Source organism: Pseudoalteromonas sp. MQS005 (assembly GCF_001661605.1).
Lineage (GTDB): Bacteria > Pseudomonadota > Gammaproteobacteria > Enterobacterales > Alteromonadaceae > Pseudoalteromonas > Pseudoalteromonas tetraodonis.
Genome location: NZ_LYRQ01000004.1, coordinates 1 through 17026 on the forward strand (window position 1 = coordinate 1; position 17026 = coordinate 17026).

The window sequence follows — 17026 nt, forward strand, 5'->3', positions numbered from 1 at the left end:
ATTTGCTATGTGAAAGTAGGACATTACCAGGCTCCAAATAAGAGAAACCCGTTACAGCGATGTGACGGGTTTTTTGGTGTTTGGGATTTAATAAAAAAACCAAGACCCCATGCCGAACTCAGTAGTGGCCGCTCTCGTACATCCTATGCTCCATGGCATTCGTATTTCTATACATCAAACAAAACAGCTCGAAGGCGAGCCCCGCACAAGGCCGCCCCGACACAATAATATTATCCCATTTGCTATGTGGCTCTCTAGCGCTTTGGGCACTACGACATTCTACTGCGTTGTCGCTACGAAGTAGCGCACCGACTCCAAATACAAGCAAGCCCGACTCAAAAGAGCCGGGCTTTTTTACGTCTGCAGAAAAGTGAAAATACGGGTTCGAGGTATAAGGGTAAATGTGAGCCTAAGGCTTAACGATGATCCTTAGCACTTTCTTATTTCACGTGCTGGATTGCCGGCAACCACGGTATTTGATGCAATGCTCTTAGTTACCACTGAACCCGCACCAACAACAGTGTTATCACCAATGGTAACACCAGCTAACACAATAACTCCCGCGCCAATCCACACGTTATTGCCAATGATTATCGGTGCTGCAAAGTTTTCTTTATTGAGCCGCTCTATGGGGTTCACAGCATGCGAAACTGCTAATAGCTGAACATTGGGGCCAATTAAGCAGTCACTACCAATCGTAATCACACCTTCATTAATTGGTGCATCTAATACAGTGCAGTTAATGTTTATAAAAGTACGATCACCAATTTGTATTTGACTACCATAGTCACAATGAAAGCCCGCTTCAATAATTACTCCATCACCACAGTGTGAGCATAATTCTTTTATTCGCTTTAAATTACCTTTACTGGGGCTTTTATTAAATAAGCGGCAAATTTCGTGCACAGTTTTACGCTGCGCTAGATTCTCTTTACTAATACTATTAAATGACTGCATATCAATTTTGTTTAACTTAAATAATGGTGCCTAGCTTAACCTACTTTAAGCATGATGATAATTTGAATAAAACTGCTTTATTTTTATGCATTCACTTGCCATTTATTATGTTTCGTTTAAAATCCTCTAACTTTCGAAACGAAACTTAATGGCAGTTACTTAATGACCAAACGAAACACCCAGCAACGCCGTCATCTGATCCTTAGCCAAGTAAATGAGCTTGGTGAAGTGGCCGTTGAGACTCTTGCTGAACAGTTTCAAACATCAGAAGTAACCATTCGAAAAGACTTAACCGCGCTTGAGAAAAGTGGCTTGTTGCTGCGCCGTTATGGTGGAGCTATTGCGCTACCAAAAGAGATAGTAAGCGATGAGATCGATTCTAAGCGCAAAGTAGCAATTGCTAAGGCAGCAGCGGCGCTTATAAAAGATCATAACCGCATTATTATTGACAGCGGCCGGACTACTGCAGCGATGATCCCTGAGTTGGCTACCAAGCAGGGGTTAGTTGTTATGACTAACGCAATTAAAGTGGCAACACGTTTATTAGCACTTGAAAACGAGCCAACCCTTTTGATGACAGGTGGCACGTGGGATCCGCATTCAGAATCGTTTCAAGGGCAAGTAGCCGAAAATGTACTATGCTCATATGATTTTGATCAGCTGTTCATTGGTGCCGATGGCATTGATGTAGCGCGAGGAACAACCACGTTTAATGAACTTGTTGGGCTAAGCCAAGTGATGGCTAAAGCGGCGCGCGAAGTTATTGTGCTGGTTGAGTCAGAAAAGATTGGCCGAAAAATACCAAATTTAGAATTACCGTGGCAAACAGTTACCACATTAATAACGGACAGTGGCTTAGCGCATGATAAACGCGCGGCGATTGAGGCATGTGGTGTAAAACTAATTTGCGCAGAGATTATGGAATAGCAACTACATCGTGAGTTGCTAGAATTAAAAAATTAATGGAGACACTATGTGTGGAATCGTTGGGGCTGTTGCAGAACGTCCAGTAAATAAAATCTTAGTTGAAGGCCTTAAGCGTCTTGAGTACCGTGGTTATGACTCAGCAGGTGTAGCTTTACTTGAAGGCAATACTCTTAATACAGTTAAAGCAGTAGGTAAGGTTGTAAACTTAGAGTCAGCACTTGAACAAGCTGGTGTTAGCGGTCACACAGGTATTGCACACACTCGTTGGGCAACTCATGGCGGTGTAACTGAAGCCAATGCTCACCCACATGTTTCAAGCAATCAATTAGCGCTTGTACATAATGGTATCATTGAAAACCACGCAAGCTTGCGTGCAGCACTTAAAGGTGACGGTTACGAGTTTTTATCAGACACCGACACTGAAGTCATGGTGCATTTAATTCATCAGTTACGTCAGCAGCACACGACTTTATTAGCGTCAGTTCAAGCAGCTGTTAAACAGTTTGAAGGCGCATTTGGTACCGTTGTGTTTGATAAAGCGAATGATAACGAAATTATTGTAGCGCGCTCAGGCAGCCCGTTAGTTATTGGTTTAGGCCTTGGTGAAAACTTTATTGCCTCTGATCAGCTTGCATTATTACCGGTGACTCGCAGCTTTATTTTCTTAGAAGAAGGTGACGTAGCGCGCATTACGCGCGACACCGTAGAAATTTTTGATGCCGATGGTAACGCGGTTGAGCGTGAAGTTGTTGAATCAAACATCACACAAGATGCATCAGGCAAAGGTGATTACCGTCACTACATGCTTAAGGAAATTTATGAACAGCCACTTGCAGTACGTAACACCCTTGAAGGACGTTTAAACGACGACCGCGTAGCGATTGATGCCTTTGGCGACAGTGCACAGCAAATATTTAAAGACGTAAAACACGTACAAATTATTGCCTGTGGAACGTCATACCACTCAGGTATGGTTGCTCGTTACTGGCTTGAGCAATTTGCAGGTGTTAGCTGTAACGTAGAAATTGCCTCTGAGTTCCGTTACCGTCAATCGTTTGTACACGAAAATAGTCTGCTAGTAACGATTTCACAGTCAGGTGAAACGGCTGATACTTTAGCTGCACTGCGTTTAGCTAAAGAGCAAGGCTATATGGGGTCAATGACTATTTGTAACGTACCAGGCTCATCGCTTGTACGAGAATCAGACCTTGCCTTTATGACCAAAGCTGGTGCTGAAATTGGTGTAGCCTCTACTAAAGCATTTACTACGCAGCTTGTTGGTTTGTTAATGCTTACTGCGTCTATTGCGCAAGAAAAAGGCTTAGATCAAAGCACGATTGTTAACGCTATTAAACTGCTACCAGCTAAATTAGAGGAAACGCTATTGTTGGCTGATGGTATTGCAGACCTTGCAGAAGAGTTTGCTGATAAACACCACTCACTGTTTTTAGGTCGCGGGTCGCAATACCCAATCGCGATGGAAGGCGCACTTAAGCTTAAAGAGATTTCATACATTCACGCTGAAGCATACGCAGCAGGTGAGCTTAAACACGGCCCATTAGCACTCATTGATGCCGACATGCCAATTATTGTTGTAGCACCAAACAACGAATTGCTTGAAAAGCTTAAATCAAACGTAGAAGAAGTACGTGCACGTGGTGGCATCATCTATGTATTCGCTGATAAAGATTCACACTTTGAGTCAGACGACACCATGCGTGTGATCAACGTAAACCACGTAGATGACGTAATTGCCCCTGTTGTATATACAATTCCACTACAGTTACTATCGTACTATGTAGCGGTCATTAAAGGCACTGACGTTGACCAACCACGTAACTTAGCAAAATCGGTTACAGTTGAGTAAAATCAACAGGTTATAGGTTTTGATTAATGTTAAAAAAGCGCTTAAGGCGCTTTTTTTGTGCCTGAAACTCTGTTAGCTTAAGTAACTTATTATCTTATTCTCTAAGGGATTAGTCATGCGCTTATTAACCGTTATTTGTTTTGTTAGCTTTTTTGCTTTTAGTTCACAAAGTGCCTTTGCACAATCTGACACTAAACAGCAAAGTACAGATTACTCTGTGCACACGCACACTATTAAATCGGCTGTTTTAAACGAAGAACGCACAGTTGTCGTGCAATTGCCTAAAAGCTATCAATCTGAGCCAAATAAGGTATATCCAGTTATTTATCGCTTAGATGGAGCGGGTAATATACCGCTTGCTAGTGCTGTCATTGAGCGCTTGCAAAATGCTAATCGTGCGCCTGAGGTAATTATTGTCGCTATTGAAAACACTAATCGACTTAGAGATATGTATCCTACAGTGAATGAGGAGCCACAAGGTCCTGTCGGTGAAGGGGGCGGCTCCGCAAAATTTTTAGCGTTCTTTGAACAAGAGCTCATTCCTTTAGTTAATAAAAACTATCGCACGCATGACTATAAGGTTATTGCTGGCGCATCTGCTGGTGGTGTATTTGCGTTGTATGCTTTGCAGGCAAAGCCCGAACTATTTCAAGCGCATATTGCATATAGCCCTGCGGTTTGGTGGAACTATGGCGCAATGGTAAAAAGTACAAAATCGTTTATAGCTAAAACGAAAGGCCTGAATAACTACGTTTATACTAATATCGGCGAAGAAGCCGGCATAATGCGTGAAAGGTACGATGAATTACAGCAATCACTGCAATCGTCTGAAGTACGGGGCTTACGCTTTTTTAATGATGCGTTTGATGGCATCTCGCATGGTTTAACTTCTGCTGCAGGGGCATTTAATGCCTTTTACAACCTGTTTTTACCTAAACATATGCCCATAAGTGCTTTAACTGACGATGTTGCCTCTATTGATGCTTATTACCAAAATTTATCTCAACAATGGGGCGATCAGGTATCTCCACCAGATCGCGCTGTTAGATTACTTGGTTACAACCTAACGGACAGCAAGCAGTTTAACCGCGCTATAGAGGTGTTTAAATACAATATAAAAAACCACCCAAAATCAGTTAGTGCGATCTCTGCTTTATCTTATGGCTATGAGATGCAAGGTAATATTAGTCAAGCGCTGGCTCATATGGAATCTGCTTTAGCCATTGCAGATGACTCATACCCTTATATAAATTACTTAAAAGAAACAAAAGCTAGGTTACAGGTAGAGCTAGATAAGCGTAACTAGGGTTTTTAGTTACTGTTAAATAAAAATGACGCGCAAGCGTCTTTTTATTACCTGTAGCTAAATATTATTTAAATCACTAACCTCTACTTAATAGTTGCTAAATACGCTAAAATTACAGGCTATTTTTAGCAATGAGCCCGCACCTTTTATGACCTCAGCCGCAAATCCTAGTAATTTCAACGAACTTGGCCTTATTCCAGAGCTAATTGCTCGTTTGTCTGATCTTGAATACTCGCAACCTACGCCGATTCAGGCAAAAGCAATTCCAAGTATCTTGGCGGGGAGTGACTTAATTGCGGGGGCAAATACCGGCTCAGGTAAAACAGCAACCTTTGCTTTGCCTATGCTACAAACGCTATTTTTAGCAAAAGGCGCGAATAAAACGCCGAGCAAAGGTAACTTTGTTTCAGGGCTAATTTTAGTGCCTACTCGTGAGCTGGCAACGCAGGTGGCTGATAGTGTTAAATCATACTCTGCAAACTTTAATGGCGCGATTAAAACGGTAGCGGTGTTTGGCGGTGTATCGGTTAATACCCAAATGCAGGCACTACGTGGCGGTGCCGATATTATCGTGGCAACCCCTGGACGTTTGCTTGATTTGATCTCAAGTAATGCCATTAAGCTGGATAAAGTTTCAACCTTAGTGCTTGACGAAGCTGACCGCATGTTAAGCCTTGGCTTTACTGAAGAGCTTGCTGAGCTATTGGCATTAATGCCGGCTAAAAAGCAAACCATGTTGTTTTCAGCGACTTTCCCAGAGCAAGTAACGCTTTTAACGCAAGAGCTGTTAAATAATCCGGTTGAAATACAAGTTCAAAGTAAAGACGAAAGCACCTTAGTACAGCGCGTATTTACAGTTAATAAAGGCGAAAAAACCACGGTTTTAGCGCATTTAATTAAGCAGCACAAATGGCGCCAAGCGCTGATATTTGTCAACGCTAAAAAAGATTGTGAGCACTTAGCCAGCAAGCTTGAAAAGCGCGGCGTGAATGCGCAAGTGTTCCATGGTGATAAAGGCCAAAGCGAGCGTTCTCGGGTAATAGAAAAGTTTAAAGCGGGCGAAATAGAAGTACTAATTGCCACCGACATTGCAGCCCGTGGTTTAGATATTGAAAAGCTACCAGTAGTAATTAACTTTAACTTACCACGCAGCCCCGCTGATTACATGCACCGTATTGGCCGAAGCGGCCGTGCCGGCGAAGTCGGTTTAGCGTTATCGTTAATTGATTATGAAGACTTCCATCACTTTAGAATTATTGAAAAGAAAAACAAACTACGTTTAGAGCGCGAAGAGGTTACAGGCTTTGCAGTAAATCAAGCCAACCTTGATGCCGCACAAGCACTTAAAAATGATAAGCCAATGGCAAAGCCTGAAGGCACAGGTAAGAAAAAGAAGAAAAACAAATCCAACCAAGAAGATGACGTATGGAGCGGCTGGAGAAAAAGATAAGCCTTAATACATATAAGTCATTAAACTCGAATTATTAAAAACCCTGCAAATTTGCAGGGTTTTTTATTGGTATTAGCTTGTTTAGCTATGCAGCAAATTAAAACTTAGAAGGTGCTGGTGGTATCACTAAGGGTTGTTTAGGATTTTCTTTAAGCTCCTTTAATAACTCTTGTACAGCACGCTCTATTGATGGGTCTTGGCCTTTATAAATAAGCTCAGGACGATCGATTACTTTAATATCTGGTGCAACACCTTCGTTTTCTATGATCCAGTTACCTTTTGTATCTAAAATACGGAATGTAGCAGCAATTACTTGCCCGCCGTCTACAAGGCTTGGGTTACCAGAAATACCAATTAAACCACCCCATGTACGGGTACCAATTAGCTTACCTAGACCAGCTTGGCGGAAGTAGTAAGGAATTGCGTCACCACCAGAACTTGAATAGCCATTTATTAGCATGGCTTTAGGACCATTGTGTGCAAACTGCGGTGTTTTAGTTGGTTCTACACCACGGCGTTTCCAATAGTTAAGCGGTTTACGCGCAAGCCAGGTGATCATATGCTCAGGAATAAAACCGCCGCCATTGTAACGGTCATCAATAATCATGGCGTCTTTGGTTGTTTGCGGCATGTAGTTTTTAAACATGGCGCGGTTACCCTCATAGGCTGTATTTGGCAGGTGCACATAGCCAATACGCCCACTTGATAGCTTATCAACGTAGGCTGCACGCGAATTAACCCAGTTTAAATAACGTAGGCCTTGCTCACTTGCTATCGGTTTTACAGTTATTTGCCATGCGCCTTTGCTACGCGGCTTGTTGTTTAGCACTAGCTCTACTTGCTCGCCTTGGGTGTTTTCAAGGAGTTCGTAAAAGTTAGCAACGTCTTTTACTGAGCGGCCATTTACCGTAATAATGTAATCGCCGTTATGTGCTTTTACACCTGTGGTGCCAAGCGGTGAACGGAAATCGTCATGCCAGTTTTCACCTTTAAAGATTTGTTCTATTTTTACATAACCAGATGGGTCGCTTGCAAGCTTAGCGCCTAATAAACCATGGTTTTTACGCTCTGCTTTAGGCATATCACCCGACTGCACATAAATATGGCCAGAGTTAATTTCACCGGCAATTTCGCTAAGAACATAATCAAGGTCGCTACGATGGCTAATGGCATCAGCCATAGGTTGGTATTTAGCTAAAATAGCATCCCAATCTTGTCCGTGATGGTTTTCGTCGTAGAACCAATCGCGCAGTGTGCGCCAACCTTCTACATACATTTGTTGCCACTCTGCTTGCGGATTAATTTTAAGCGTCATTTTGCTTAAATCGAGCTTATTTGCGTCTAAATCTTGTTTTGGCTTAGGTTCAATTAAGCTGTAACCGCCATCTGTATGTACAAGTAGGTGTTCGCTATTGCTTGAAATGGTGTAATTACTAACGCCTTTGGCGACTATTTCTAGCTCACTGTTGTGATCGGTGCCTATTAGCTGTAAACCGCCATTAGCAAGAGTCAGTACGCCGTCTTTTACTGCGGTTAAGCCACGGTAATCGCCCGCAGGGGCATTAAGTGCGGTAACACGTTGCATAAAGTCATTGCTTTGCAGTGCATTTTTAACTTTTTTGTCGTCTTCTTTTTCATCTTCTTTATCTTGGACAATCGTGGCTTCGTCACTTTGTAAGGCAATAAGCGGTTTAACACTATCGTTTACTGCAGCTGCATAAATACGAGTTGCACGATTAAACATGTAATCAAACTCGTAGCTACTAAATGCCAGGTTAAAGTCGCGCTCTGAGCTAAAGTAAAGATATTGACCATCAGGCGAAAAAGTAGGGTTTTGCTCATTACTCATTTCGTCTGTTAAGCGCGTTACCTTTTTCTTTTTAAGGTTGTAGTGCCATAGCGAGGTATAACGGTTTTCATTATTTTTAACAAATACAATGTCTTGGCTGTTAGGCGACCAAGTATATTGAGTAATGCCGTCTTCGTCGTAAATACCGGTATCAATTTTGTGTTGCTTGCCCGATTTTGCATCTAACCACCAAAGTGTGTTGTTTTTATCTGAAAACAACAATTTAGAGCTATCTGGTGACCAAATAGGCGTAAAGCGCCAAATAGTGCCATTGCTAGTGAGTTGCTTAATAGCATTATTTTTACTGCGATCTTTTAAGTAAATTTCGTACTCGCCGCTTTCATCGCTCATGTAGGCTATGTAGCGCCCATTTGGTGACCAGCTTGCATCTATTTCGCGGCTTTTTTCTGTGTAAGATAAGTTGCGTGTAGGCCCTTGTTTAATTGGTACACTAAACAACTCACCACGGGCAGTAAATACAGCACGTTTACCATCGTGAGAGAGCGACATAGAATCAATAAAATCGCTAACATTTTTGCTATACGGCATTGCGTATTGGCGCACGCCAGCAATGTTAATGCTTAGCTTAGCGCTTTTTTGTGTTTTTGCGTCAAAGCGATATAAATAACCGCCGTTTTCATAAACAATCGCATTTGGGCCAGCTGAAGGCCAAAGTACGTCAAAGTTTTTATAGTTGGTAAGTTTTTTTGGTTCGCTGCCTTTGCGGTACTGGTAAAGGTTTAGCGTGTAATCACGGTCAGACACAAAGTAAATATTGTCACCAACCCAAGTTGGTTGCTGGTCGGTTGCACGGTTTGTAGTTAGTTGTTCTGAGGTGTTTTTTTCTAAATCATAAATCCATACATCTTGCGCACGACCACCACGAGTACGTTTCCACGTACGAAACTCTCGGTCAATTGGCGTATAAACATACTTGCTGCCATCTGGAGATAGCATGCCGCCACCAGTTTCTGGAATCGCTAATGGCTGTTCAAGTCCGCCATCTGCAGGAACCATGTAAGGGCGGCCCATACGTTTTCCCCATGGTGTGCGGTTAGCTCTAAATACCACATTTTTACCATCGGCGGTCCAATCTAAAACGCGGTAATCAAAACCTCCACGCGGTGGCATTGGGCCAACGTCATTATAATAAGTAAGTTGCTTTAGGTTTGAACCGTCACTGTTGATCACATAAATTTGTCGGCTACCGTTATACTCGGCTGAAAATGCAATGCGCTTACCGTCAGGGGAAAACTTAGGAAATGTTTCAAAGCCAATATGGTCGGTTAAGCGTTTGCTTTCGCCTGTTTGCGTATTCGCAATATAAATATCGCCACTGTAGACAAAGGTAACGGTTTGGTTATGGATATCTGGAAAGCGGAGTAAACGAGTGTCTTTAGTCTCATAGGCCGATACACCCGGCGCGATTGCTGCAGCCAAGGCAAGAGCCAATGTTGTTAGTTTTTTCATGGAATTACATCCTATATTAATAGCTATCCCATCATAACAATAAGGTGAAAAATAGCGATGCACTTACGATAAAAGGTCTGTTACAAAATGTGAATAAAAAAGGTTGGCAAAAAGCGCCAACCTTTAAGTAAATACAGATATAAAATTAATGTTCGTGTGCGTGTTCTTCCTCTTGTGCAATACCTAACCAAGTGATCGCGGCTGGTGGGAATGTAAGTTCTAGTTCACCTTCAATTTCTAAGTTTTCTAGGTGTACTTGCACAACGTGTTGGGCTATTGGGTCGGCTACGTAAGCAAACTGACCATTTTGCGCTACTGTCATACTAAACTTCATGCCTTCAGGCATTGTTGTTACATCTTCTTGTGTAATATCAACTTGACCTGTTAGCTCCCAGTGTATGTGATCGTCGTGCGCATGCGCCTCAAGCACGTTTAAAAAACCAAGGCTGTCTAAAACTAAAAAGTGCTCACCGTTGGCAGAAAAAGAGTAAGAAATAGCGCTTGCGCCATCGGCTAGTTGCCATTCAAATTCTTCCATTTCAGCTTTCGCAGGATTTATACTCACAATCACAGCAGGGCCGCCGCCGTGACCTGATGCAACACCAATAAAGGTTTCGCTGCCCTCATGGCCGTATATACTACCAATGCGTAAGTCGCCGACGGCATCAATATTTATTACTTTTTCAGCGTGGTATTCGTCATCATGCTGGTGGGCTAATAGCACACCGTCACTACAGCCGAACGCTACGTAATCATGGTTTTGTGCTGCGCCGTGCAAATCAGGGCATGTTAACTCTAACGTTTGTTCAAGTTCGTATTCGCCATCATGAAAGTGATAAACACCTACCTGATCCGGCAAAATTTTAGCGTTTGATGAGCTCTGTGCATCATCGCGACGAATGGTCGCTAATAAATGCTCTCCACGAGGTTCTGCTACACCATGCATATTAATGTCGTAACTAATACCAGGTAAGGTCGCTGTTGCGTTTGTTATGTCGTTATCTGTTAATACTTTAACAGACGCAGTTGTGCCTGATGCTGCATCACCATCGTAAAATACCGCTAATTTACCATCGTGCTTTACCAAGTGAGTAGGGCGACTGCCGCTAGTTAGCTCATAACTGCTAAACTCAGGGCTTTGTTCGTAATCATGAAGGTGTGCGCCGTGATCTTCACGCCATAAGCCACCGTCTATAAAGCCGAGGTAATCTTGAGCGCGGCTAGCAATCACGGCATAACGAAAGTCAGGCGACGACGATAGCGTGTTTGAATCATTAGTAAGAGTGAATGTATCAAGAAGCTCATTGTCGTCTAAGTCGAAAAAGTTCGCTTCGTTGCTATCGCCAGCAAGTATCGCAAGCCTACCTAATGAATCAATAGTGTATTCATCACCGTGGTCGCCACCATCGCCATGATCGTGGCCGTCATCAGGTACTTCTATTGGGTCTTTTTCGACAATGTTTGTTTCTGCATCACCACAAGCGGTGATTAATGTGCTGCTTATTGCCAATGCAATTAATTTTAATTTGAATAGTTTAGTCATGTTAATTTCCTTTATTTATAATTTTTTAGCGCTTAAAAGTAACCGCGAATACCTAGTGCAAAGCTACGACCTGGACGTGGCGCTATACTCTTTAAAAATGAGCTATGCACGCGCGCTTCTGTGTCTGTTAAGTTAGTGCCTCGTAGATACACAGACACATCTTGATTTAGCACTGATAAGTCATATGAAACGCTGGCATCAAGCATGGTGTAGCCGTTTGTGGTTGTTTCTTCTGGCGCGGTACGGTCTTGCTCTTGATAACGAGTTGCGTGAAGGTGCGCACTCAGCTTATTTGTTTGGTAGCTAAACTCAGTACCGAATCGCAATGGTGGTGTACGGGGTAAATCGCCACCGTCTTTAAGGCGTGCACGAACGTAATCTGAGAATAAATCTACTTTAAATTCATTGGTTAACTGCCATGCAAATTGGGCTTCAAAGCCATGCAAAATTACGTCATCTGTTTTAAATAAATAAACAGGGAGTTCAGAAGAGTGGTCGTGTTCGTGGGCGTGATCATGGCCGTCTTCATCACCGTGGTCGTGGCCGCTTTCGGCGAATAGGCCTGTGTCGATTTGGTAATAATAATTGTCTACTTGGTTGTAGAAAGCATTAAGAATGAAACCGATATCACCTTGGGTTTTACGAAACGTTAAATCAATATTGTTTGCTGTTTCTAGGTCAAGCGCTTGCTCAGATAAACCAAAATGGCCGTCTTCATGAATATCAAATAGTGCGCCTACTTCATAAGTACCAGTTCCAATGTGAGGGCCGAATGATAATAGCTCAGACACCGAAGGAGCACGCTCAGAACGAGATACCGACAAGCCTAAGTTGTAACTAGGTGCGAAATCCCACACAACACCTGTTGATAAACTGACAGGAGTGAATTCTTGTTCTACGTCAAATACGCGAGTATTGCCGGCATGTTCTTCATGAGCATGATCGTCATGAACACCGGTGTCATCGTGTGCGTGTGCATCAATGTTAGGTAGTAACACGTTATCAGCATCGATGGTTACCCGTTCAACTCGGCCACCTAATTGCACTAAAAAGTCACCAAAGTGTTTTTCTTCCATTAGTGCTATAGCAAAGCTTTGTGTTTGTGACGGTGGTGTGAATGCCTCTGAGCCTTGCGCTTCAACATCACTGTGTTTGTAATGAAAGCTCAAACCACCATTCCACTGCGCAAACGGGTTATGCATTAAGTCTACGCGTAACTCATTGGTTTCATTTTCAAACGTGGTACCCACTGCGCCATGTTCAATTTCAGCATGTTCGTAATCTGTAAAACCTGCGCGCAGGTTTACTCTATTAAGCCATTTGTTATCAAGGTTATATTCACCTAGCAACTGCACTTTAGTTTGCTCTAAGTCGGCATATACGCTTTCCTCAGCGCTATTAACATCTTCGCCACCATGGGTGTGGCCTGGAATGCCGTATTGACGATTAAATTGCTCAACAGCTATACCTACAAAACCTTGGTCAAATAGATAGCTAGTACCTAAGGTAAAGCCGTCAGACTCTTCATTACTATTTGCAACGGTGTAATCGCCACTATGTTCTTCATGGTCATCGTGGGCTAATTCAGCGGCCACGGGTATTTGATAGTCATCAGCTTCACGCCAAAAGGCATCAGCATAAAATGCAAAAGAATCAGTTCCTGTAGTGGCGTTAAACGAGGCGATTTTTTGATTATCAACAGAGTTGTGCTCTACATTCCACTCACCGCGAGTAGTGCTATCTGTTGGCACGCGATCATCAACTACATTAACCACACCACCAATGGCGCCGCTGCCATAAAATAATGTGGCAGGACCACGTAATACTTCGATTTGCTTTGCGGTTGATGCCTCTGATGCGACTGAGTGATCAGGGCCAACGCGCGAAACATCACTGACATCAAGACCATTTTGAGTAATTAGAACACGCGGCCCACTTAAGCCACGAATAATAGGTGTACTGGCTACTTTTGCATGAAAGTTAGTATTAACCCCCGGGAGTTTTTCAAGGCTATCGCCAAGGGTTGCAGCTTGCTGCCGTCTTAATTGTTCGCCAGATAATACGCTAACGGGAGACGCGGATTCCATTGCCGACATGTGAATAGGCGTCGCTTCAATATCAATTACTTCAATAGGTGAACGTTCTAAGTTAAAGGTAATTGATTGGCTTTTATCATCACTAAATGTGATATCTCGATGCAGATGGGCATAACCAGGGGCGGTAATATGAAGTTCTTTTAAACCACTTTTTAAATCAGTTATTACGAACTTACCGCTTGCATCTGTTACTGCTGTTATATCTGAGCCTTCAACTTCTACAGTTGCGTTGGTCACCACTTTACCTTGGTTGTTTAGAACAACACCTTCGATGGTATTTGCAAGCGTATTTGTTGGTAGTAGGGCTGCTATAAACAAAGCTAATTGAGATTTTCGTGTCATTTGAATTCCTTTACGAATGTTATATTGTATCAATTGTGCTTGAAATGTTATACTGTATCAATAGTTAATTAACTAAAAATCACTCAGGATATATAATTTGGCTGCTTCATCTACATAATTTAAATTAAATTTATTTAAATTCAGTGCTTTAAGTGTTTCTGTCATTGTTTAGGTGTTGTTCGTGGGGGATCTGTTTGCTGTAAAGCAAAAGTTAGTTGTTACATTTATTTAGCTCTAGTTAATAAATTTTTAGGTAAAACCACAGCGGAGGCATTGAGCAACAAGGATGGCAAAGTTAAAACATCAGCCCACTACATTAGAGTGGGTAATATGAATAAGCAGCAATTTAAAGAGATGATGGGTTTTGCGATAAAAAGATGTGAAGCTTTTGAAAAAAAATTAACGCCAAAACGTCAGCAGGTATTTGAAATTCTATTGAAAGCAAATAAACCTTTGTCTGCTTATGAGTTAACAGATCAATTTAATAAGCAAATAAATACACCGATTTTGGCAATGTCCGTTTATCGGATATTAGGTTTTTTAGAGTCGGTAGGTCTGGTACATAGATTAAAGTTAGAAAATAAGTTTATACCGTGCAGTCACGTTAATGATGATAGAGAGCATCAACTATCGATGTTTTTAATTTGTAGCTCTTGTAATAAAGCAAGTGAGGTGAATGACCTTAACAATTCGGTTAAATCTTTGTTTAGGGAACTGAAAATGAAAGGGTTTACGCCAGCAACTTCGCAATTAGAAATCTCAGGTGTTTGTTTTGGGTGCCAGCAAAGTACCGCTAACACAATTAAAAAGAAGGATAAATAATGAAGCTGACTCAAACGACAGCAGACAAGTTTGCCATTGGGCTTTCGTTAATGTGCACGGTACATTGTTTTGCAACACCGGTTATTTTAGCGCTGTTGCCAAGCTTTGCTGTACTACAAATAAATGGTGAACAGTTTCACTTATGGGTTCTTGCTGCAGTATTACCAACAAGCTTATTAGCTTTAAGCTTAGGCTGTAAAAAGCACAAACGTACACGTTATATGGCGTGTGGAGTTGTTGGTTTAGCTTTTTTGATAATTGCAGTATTGCTAGGTCAAGAAGAGGCCGAAAAAGTGCTCACTTTAATTGGCTCCGCTTTTATCGCATTAGCCCATTGGTTTAACTACCAACAGTGTTTTAAAAAAAATAACGAAAAATGCCGCTGTTCAGGTGATAAATCAGACCAACTTGTTTAACACTGCCAGTGTTAAACATAGCGACTATGTGGCATTGTAATTATAAATATCGTTTTTTAGGTAAACTAATTTAGTGAATACTGCTTTAAAGCTTTTGCTGTTACTTTGTGTTTTCATCTGTTTTAAATTAAGCGCAAATACCCCTTACGAAATCCCTAGAAGCAGTGTTATTGAACTCACCGATCCTGCTACCAAGCGGGTGTACCCTACTTTTATTCAGCTACCTAAGTCATATGCAAAGGAGCCTAATAAAACATATCCAGTTATTTACTTAACCGATGCGCCGTACACGTTTCCTATAGTGGCAGGGGCTACACGGTTTCCTATGAATAGCGGCAAAATGCAACAGGCTATTATTGTGGCGATTGGCTATGAAAAAGACTCGAGAGGATCTAATAGTCGAATTAGGGATTACACACCGACTCAATCCCTGAGCTGGAAAAAACAAACCGGTAACGCTAAAAATCATGCACTGTTTTTAAAAAATACTGTGCTGCCGTTTATCGAAAAAAGTTACCGAGCAAGCAATACGCAAAGAACGTATATAGGTAACTCGCTAGGCGGCTTATTTGGCGCGACTATTTTATTTATAGCACCTGATTTATTTAGCAATTATATTATTGGCAGCCCGTCAGTTTGGTTTGATAACAATGCACTGCTAGCGTTAAAAGTGAATAAGCCCCAAATGCCAATAAAGGTTTATGTATCTGTTGGGGCAAAGGAAACTCTAGCCTTTGGTGAAGGGCAAAATATGGTTGAAGGCGCAGCGCAACTTGTGCAAAAAATTAACGCGCTTAATAGTGATAATATAAAATTAAAAAGTGTTGTTATTGAGGGAGCGCAGCATGCCACCGCATTCCCAACCACCGCAATACAAGGGCTCGATTGGGTATTGGGAAGCAGTCAATAAGCTCAAAAGGGGTTCTCGATACTTTTGTAGTTAAATAAGCGATATTAAAGCGCTTTAATATCGCTTTTCCACTTTACCAGCGCTTTTATGAATTCGGGGCCAATACCACAGCAGCCGCCAATAATTGTTGCGCCTAGGCTATGCCATTGCTTTGCAAACGCTACATACTCTGCGGGTGATAAGTCGCGGTAACCTTGCGAGCCTTCATTGGCTTTATAATCGCTGGCGATTGGTGTAAAACCATTTGCAAAGACCCCTAAATCAACATTTTTATTCTGCTGTTTTAGTACGCGATTAGTGTCGCGTAGCGCTTGTTCAATAACCTCAGGGATAGAGCAGTTAAAGAATATGCCCGCTATATTATGTTCGAGTAATGCTAAGATAGCGTCGGATACTAATTCACCAGAGCGCAATGTCGCTTGTTCGCTTACTTCATCATTTAAGGTAAATGCGTAATAACATGGTTTGTTTGAATTCTTAAGCACCCTTGCCATAACCCGCGCTTCTTCAATGTTTGATATGGTTTCACCAATCCAAACATCGACATATTCGTCTTGTGCTTTATACAGGGTATTTAAAATAGTAAATGCGCGTTCACTTTGGAAAAAATCAGCACGGTACGATCCAAATGCGGGTGGCAATGAACCCGCAACTAGCACGTTTTGATTAGTGTTTTGAGCTGCTTTTTTTGCAATTACAGCAGCTTGCTGTGCAAGTGCTGCACCTTGTGCTTGGTAAAGCGTTTCACCTAAATGAAAGGGGACACACGCATAGCTATTTACCGTAATAATTTCTGCCCCCGCATTTATAAAAGCTTGATGCGCTTGAGTTACGCATTGCGGTGCTTCTATTAAAGCTTGCGCACTCCAAAGTGGCTGTGAAAATGGCGCGCCCATGCGTTTAAGTTCACGCCCCATACCGCCATCTAATATTATTAACTTGCTCATAATGGACTTCTATACGTCTAAATAATTAAAGCTATTCAAACATACTTTTTGAAAATTCATAATGAAACTTCATCAGGTTGAGTATGAAAAAAGTTCAACATGTTAAAGCTGTTTTTAAAAGGCA

At 41.9% G+C, this 17026-nt stretch carries 12 protein-coding genes; 7 read left to right on the forward strand and 5 right to left on the reverse strand.

Annotation, left to right across the window (positions count from 1 at the left end; all coding sequences use genetic code 11):
- Positions 1-429: 429 nt before the first annotated feature.
- Positions 430-957 carry a sugar O-acetyltransferase gene (locus A9479_RS02880; RefSeq protein WP_064662650.1) on the reverse strand — a complete coding sequence of 176 codons (528 nt, stop codon included), beginning with the start codon at positions 955-957 and terminating at the stop codon, positions 430-432.
- Between the two features lie 162 nt (positions 958-1119).
- Between A9479_RS02880 and A9479_RS02885 the strand changes: the two genes are divergently transcribed.
- The 4 genes from A9479_RS02885 to A9479_RS02900 all read left to right on the forward strand — a co-directional run bounded on the left by A9479_RS02885 (position 1120) and on the right by A9479_RS02900 (position 6507).
- Positions 1120-1884 (forward strand): DeoR/GlpR family DNA-binding transcription regulator, encoded by a 765-nt coding sequence (locus A9479_RS02885; RefSeq protein WP_064662651.1) that lies wholly within the window; start codon positions 1120-1122, stop codon positions 1882-1884.
- Between the two features lie 46 nt (positions 1885-1930).
- Positions 1931-3751 carry a glutamine--fructose-6-phosphate transaminase (isomerizing) gene (gene glmS, locus A9479_RS02890; RefSeq protein ID WP_008112790.1) on the forward strand — a complete coding sequence of 607 codons (1821 nt, stop codon included), beginning with the start codon at positions 1931-1933 and terminating at the stop codon, positions 3749-3751.
- Between the two features lie 115 nt (positions 3752-3866).
- Entirely contained in the window at positions 3867-5057 is a 1191-nt protein-coding gene (locus A9479_RS02895) for an alpha/beta hydrolase-fold protein (protein WP_064662652.1), read from the forward strand.
- A 148-nt stretch (positions 5058-5205) separates the two neighbouring features.
- Positions 5206-6507: a DEAD/DEAH box helicase gene (locus A9479_RS02900; RefSeq protein WP_064662653.1), complete on the forward strand. Its 1302-nt coding sequence runs from the start codon at positions 5206-5208 to the stop codon at positions 6505-6507.
- Between the two features lie 97 nt (positions 6508-6604).
- Here the strand turns inward: A9479_RS02900 and A9479_RS02905 are convergent, their stop codons facing one another.
- From A9479_RS02905 to A9479_RS02915, 3 genes are all read right to left on the reverse strand, one after another.
- Positions 6605-9826 carry a S41 family peptidase gene (locus A9479_RS02905; RefSeq protein ID WP_082918294.1) on the reverse strand — a complete coding sequence of 1074 codons (3222 nt, stop codon included), beginning with the start codon at positions 9824-9826 and terminating at the stop codon, positions 6605-6607.
- 145 nt (positions 9827-9971) lie between these two features.
- Positions 9972-11369, reverse strand: coding sequence for a hypothetical protein (locus A9479_RS02910; protein ID WP_064662654.1), 1398 nt, complete (start codon positions 11367-11369; stop codon positions 9972-9974).
- Between the two features lie 32 nt (positions 11370-11401).
- On the reverse strand, positions 11402-13807 hold the full coding sequence (locus tag A9479_RS02915) for a TonB-dependent receptor (RefSeq protein ID WP_064662655.1): 2406 nt from the start codon (positions 13805-13807) through the stop codon (positions 11402-11404).
- 330 nt (positions 13808-14137) lie between these two features.
- Here A9479_RS02915 and A9479_RS02920 point away from each other — a divergent pair, with 330 nt between their 5' ends.
- The 3 genes from A9479_RS02920 to A9479_RS02930 all read left to right on the forward strand — a co-directional run bounded on the left by A9479_RS02920 (position 14138) and on the right by A9479_RS02930 (position 15955).
- On the forward strand, positions 14138-14629 hold the full coding sequence (locus A9479_RS02920; RefSeq protein WP_033103593.1) for a Fur family transcriptional regulator: 492 nt from the start codon (positions 14138-14140) through the stop codon (positions 14627-14629).
- On the forward strand, positions 14629-15045 hold the full coding sequence (locus A9479_RS02925; RefSeq protein WP_064662656.1) for a MerC domain-containing protein: 417 nt from the start codon (positions 14629-14631) through the stop codon (positions 15043-15045). The genes A9479_RS02920 and A9479_RS02925 overlap by 1 nt, the downstream gene beginning before the upstream one ends.
- Positions 15046-15118: 73 nt before the next feature.
- Positions 15119-15955 carry an alpha/beta hydrolase gene (locus tag A9479_RS02930; protein WP_064662657.1) on the forward strand — a complete coding sequence of 279 codons (837 nt, stop codon included), beginning with the start codon at positions 15119-15121 and terminating at the stop codon, positions 15953-15955.
- 44 nt (positions 15956-15999) lie between these two features.
- Here the strand turns inward: A9479_RS02930 and A9479_RS02935 are convergent, their stop codons facing one another.
- Complete coding sequence (locus A9479_RS02935) at positions 16000-16902, reverse strand: homocysteine S-methyltransferase family protein (RefSeq protein ID WP_064662658.1); 903 nt, start codon at positions 16900-16902, stop codon at positions 16000-16002.
- Between the last annotated feature and the right edge of the window lie 124 nt (positions 16903-17026).

Coding starts and splice junctions, on each gene's coding strand:
- A9479_RS02885 (WP_064662651.1), top strand. CDS start 1,120: ATGACCAAACGAAACACCCAGCAACGCCGTCATCTGATCCTTAGCCAA.
- A9479_RS02900 (WP_064662653.1), top strand. CDS start 5,206: ATGACCTCAGCCGCAAATCCTAGTAATTTCAACGAACTTGGCCTTATT.
- A9479_RS02880 (WP_064662650.1), bottom strand. CDS start 957: ATGCAGTCATTTAATAGTATTAGTAAAGAGAATCTAGCGCAGCGTAAA.
- A9479_RS02905 (WP_082918294.1), bottom strand. CDS start 9,826: ATGAAAAAACTAACAACATTGGCTCTTGCCTTGGCTGCAGCAATCGCG.
- A9479_RS02935 (WP_064662658.1), bottom strand. CDS start 16,902: ATGAGCAAGTTAATAATATTAGATGGCGGTATGGGGCGTGAACTTAAA.
- A9479_RS02920 (WP_033103593.1), top strand. CDS start 14,138: ATGAATAAGCAGCAATTTAAAGAGATGATGGGTTTTGCGATAAAAAGA.
- A9479_RS02925 (WP_064662656.1), top strand. CDS start 14,629: ATGAAGCTGACTCAAACGACAGCAGACAAGTTTGCCATTGGGCTTTCG.
- A9479_RS02895 (WP_064662652.1), top strand. CDS start 3,867: ATGCGCTTATTAACCGTTATTTGTTTTGTTAGCTTTTTTGCTTTTAGT.
- A9479_RS02915 (WP_064662655.1), bottom strand. CDS start 13,807: ATGACACGAAAATCTCAATTAGCTTTGTTTATAGCAGCCCTACTACCA.
- glmS (WP_008112790.1), top strand. CDS start 1,931: ATGTGTGGAATCGTTGGGGCTGTTGCAGAACGTCCAGTAAATAAAATC.
- A9479_RS02910 (WP_064662654.1), bottom strand. CDS start 11,369: ATGACTAAACTATTCAAATTAAAATTAATTGCATTGGCAATAAGCAGC.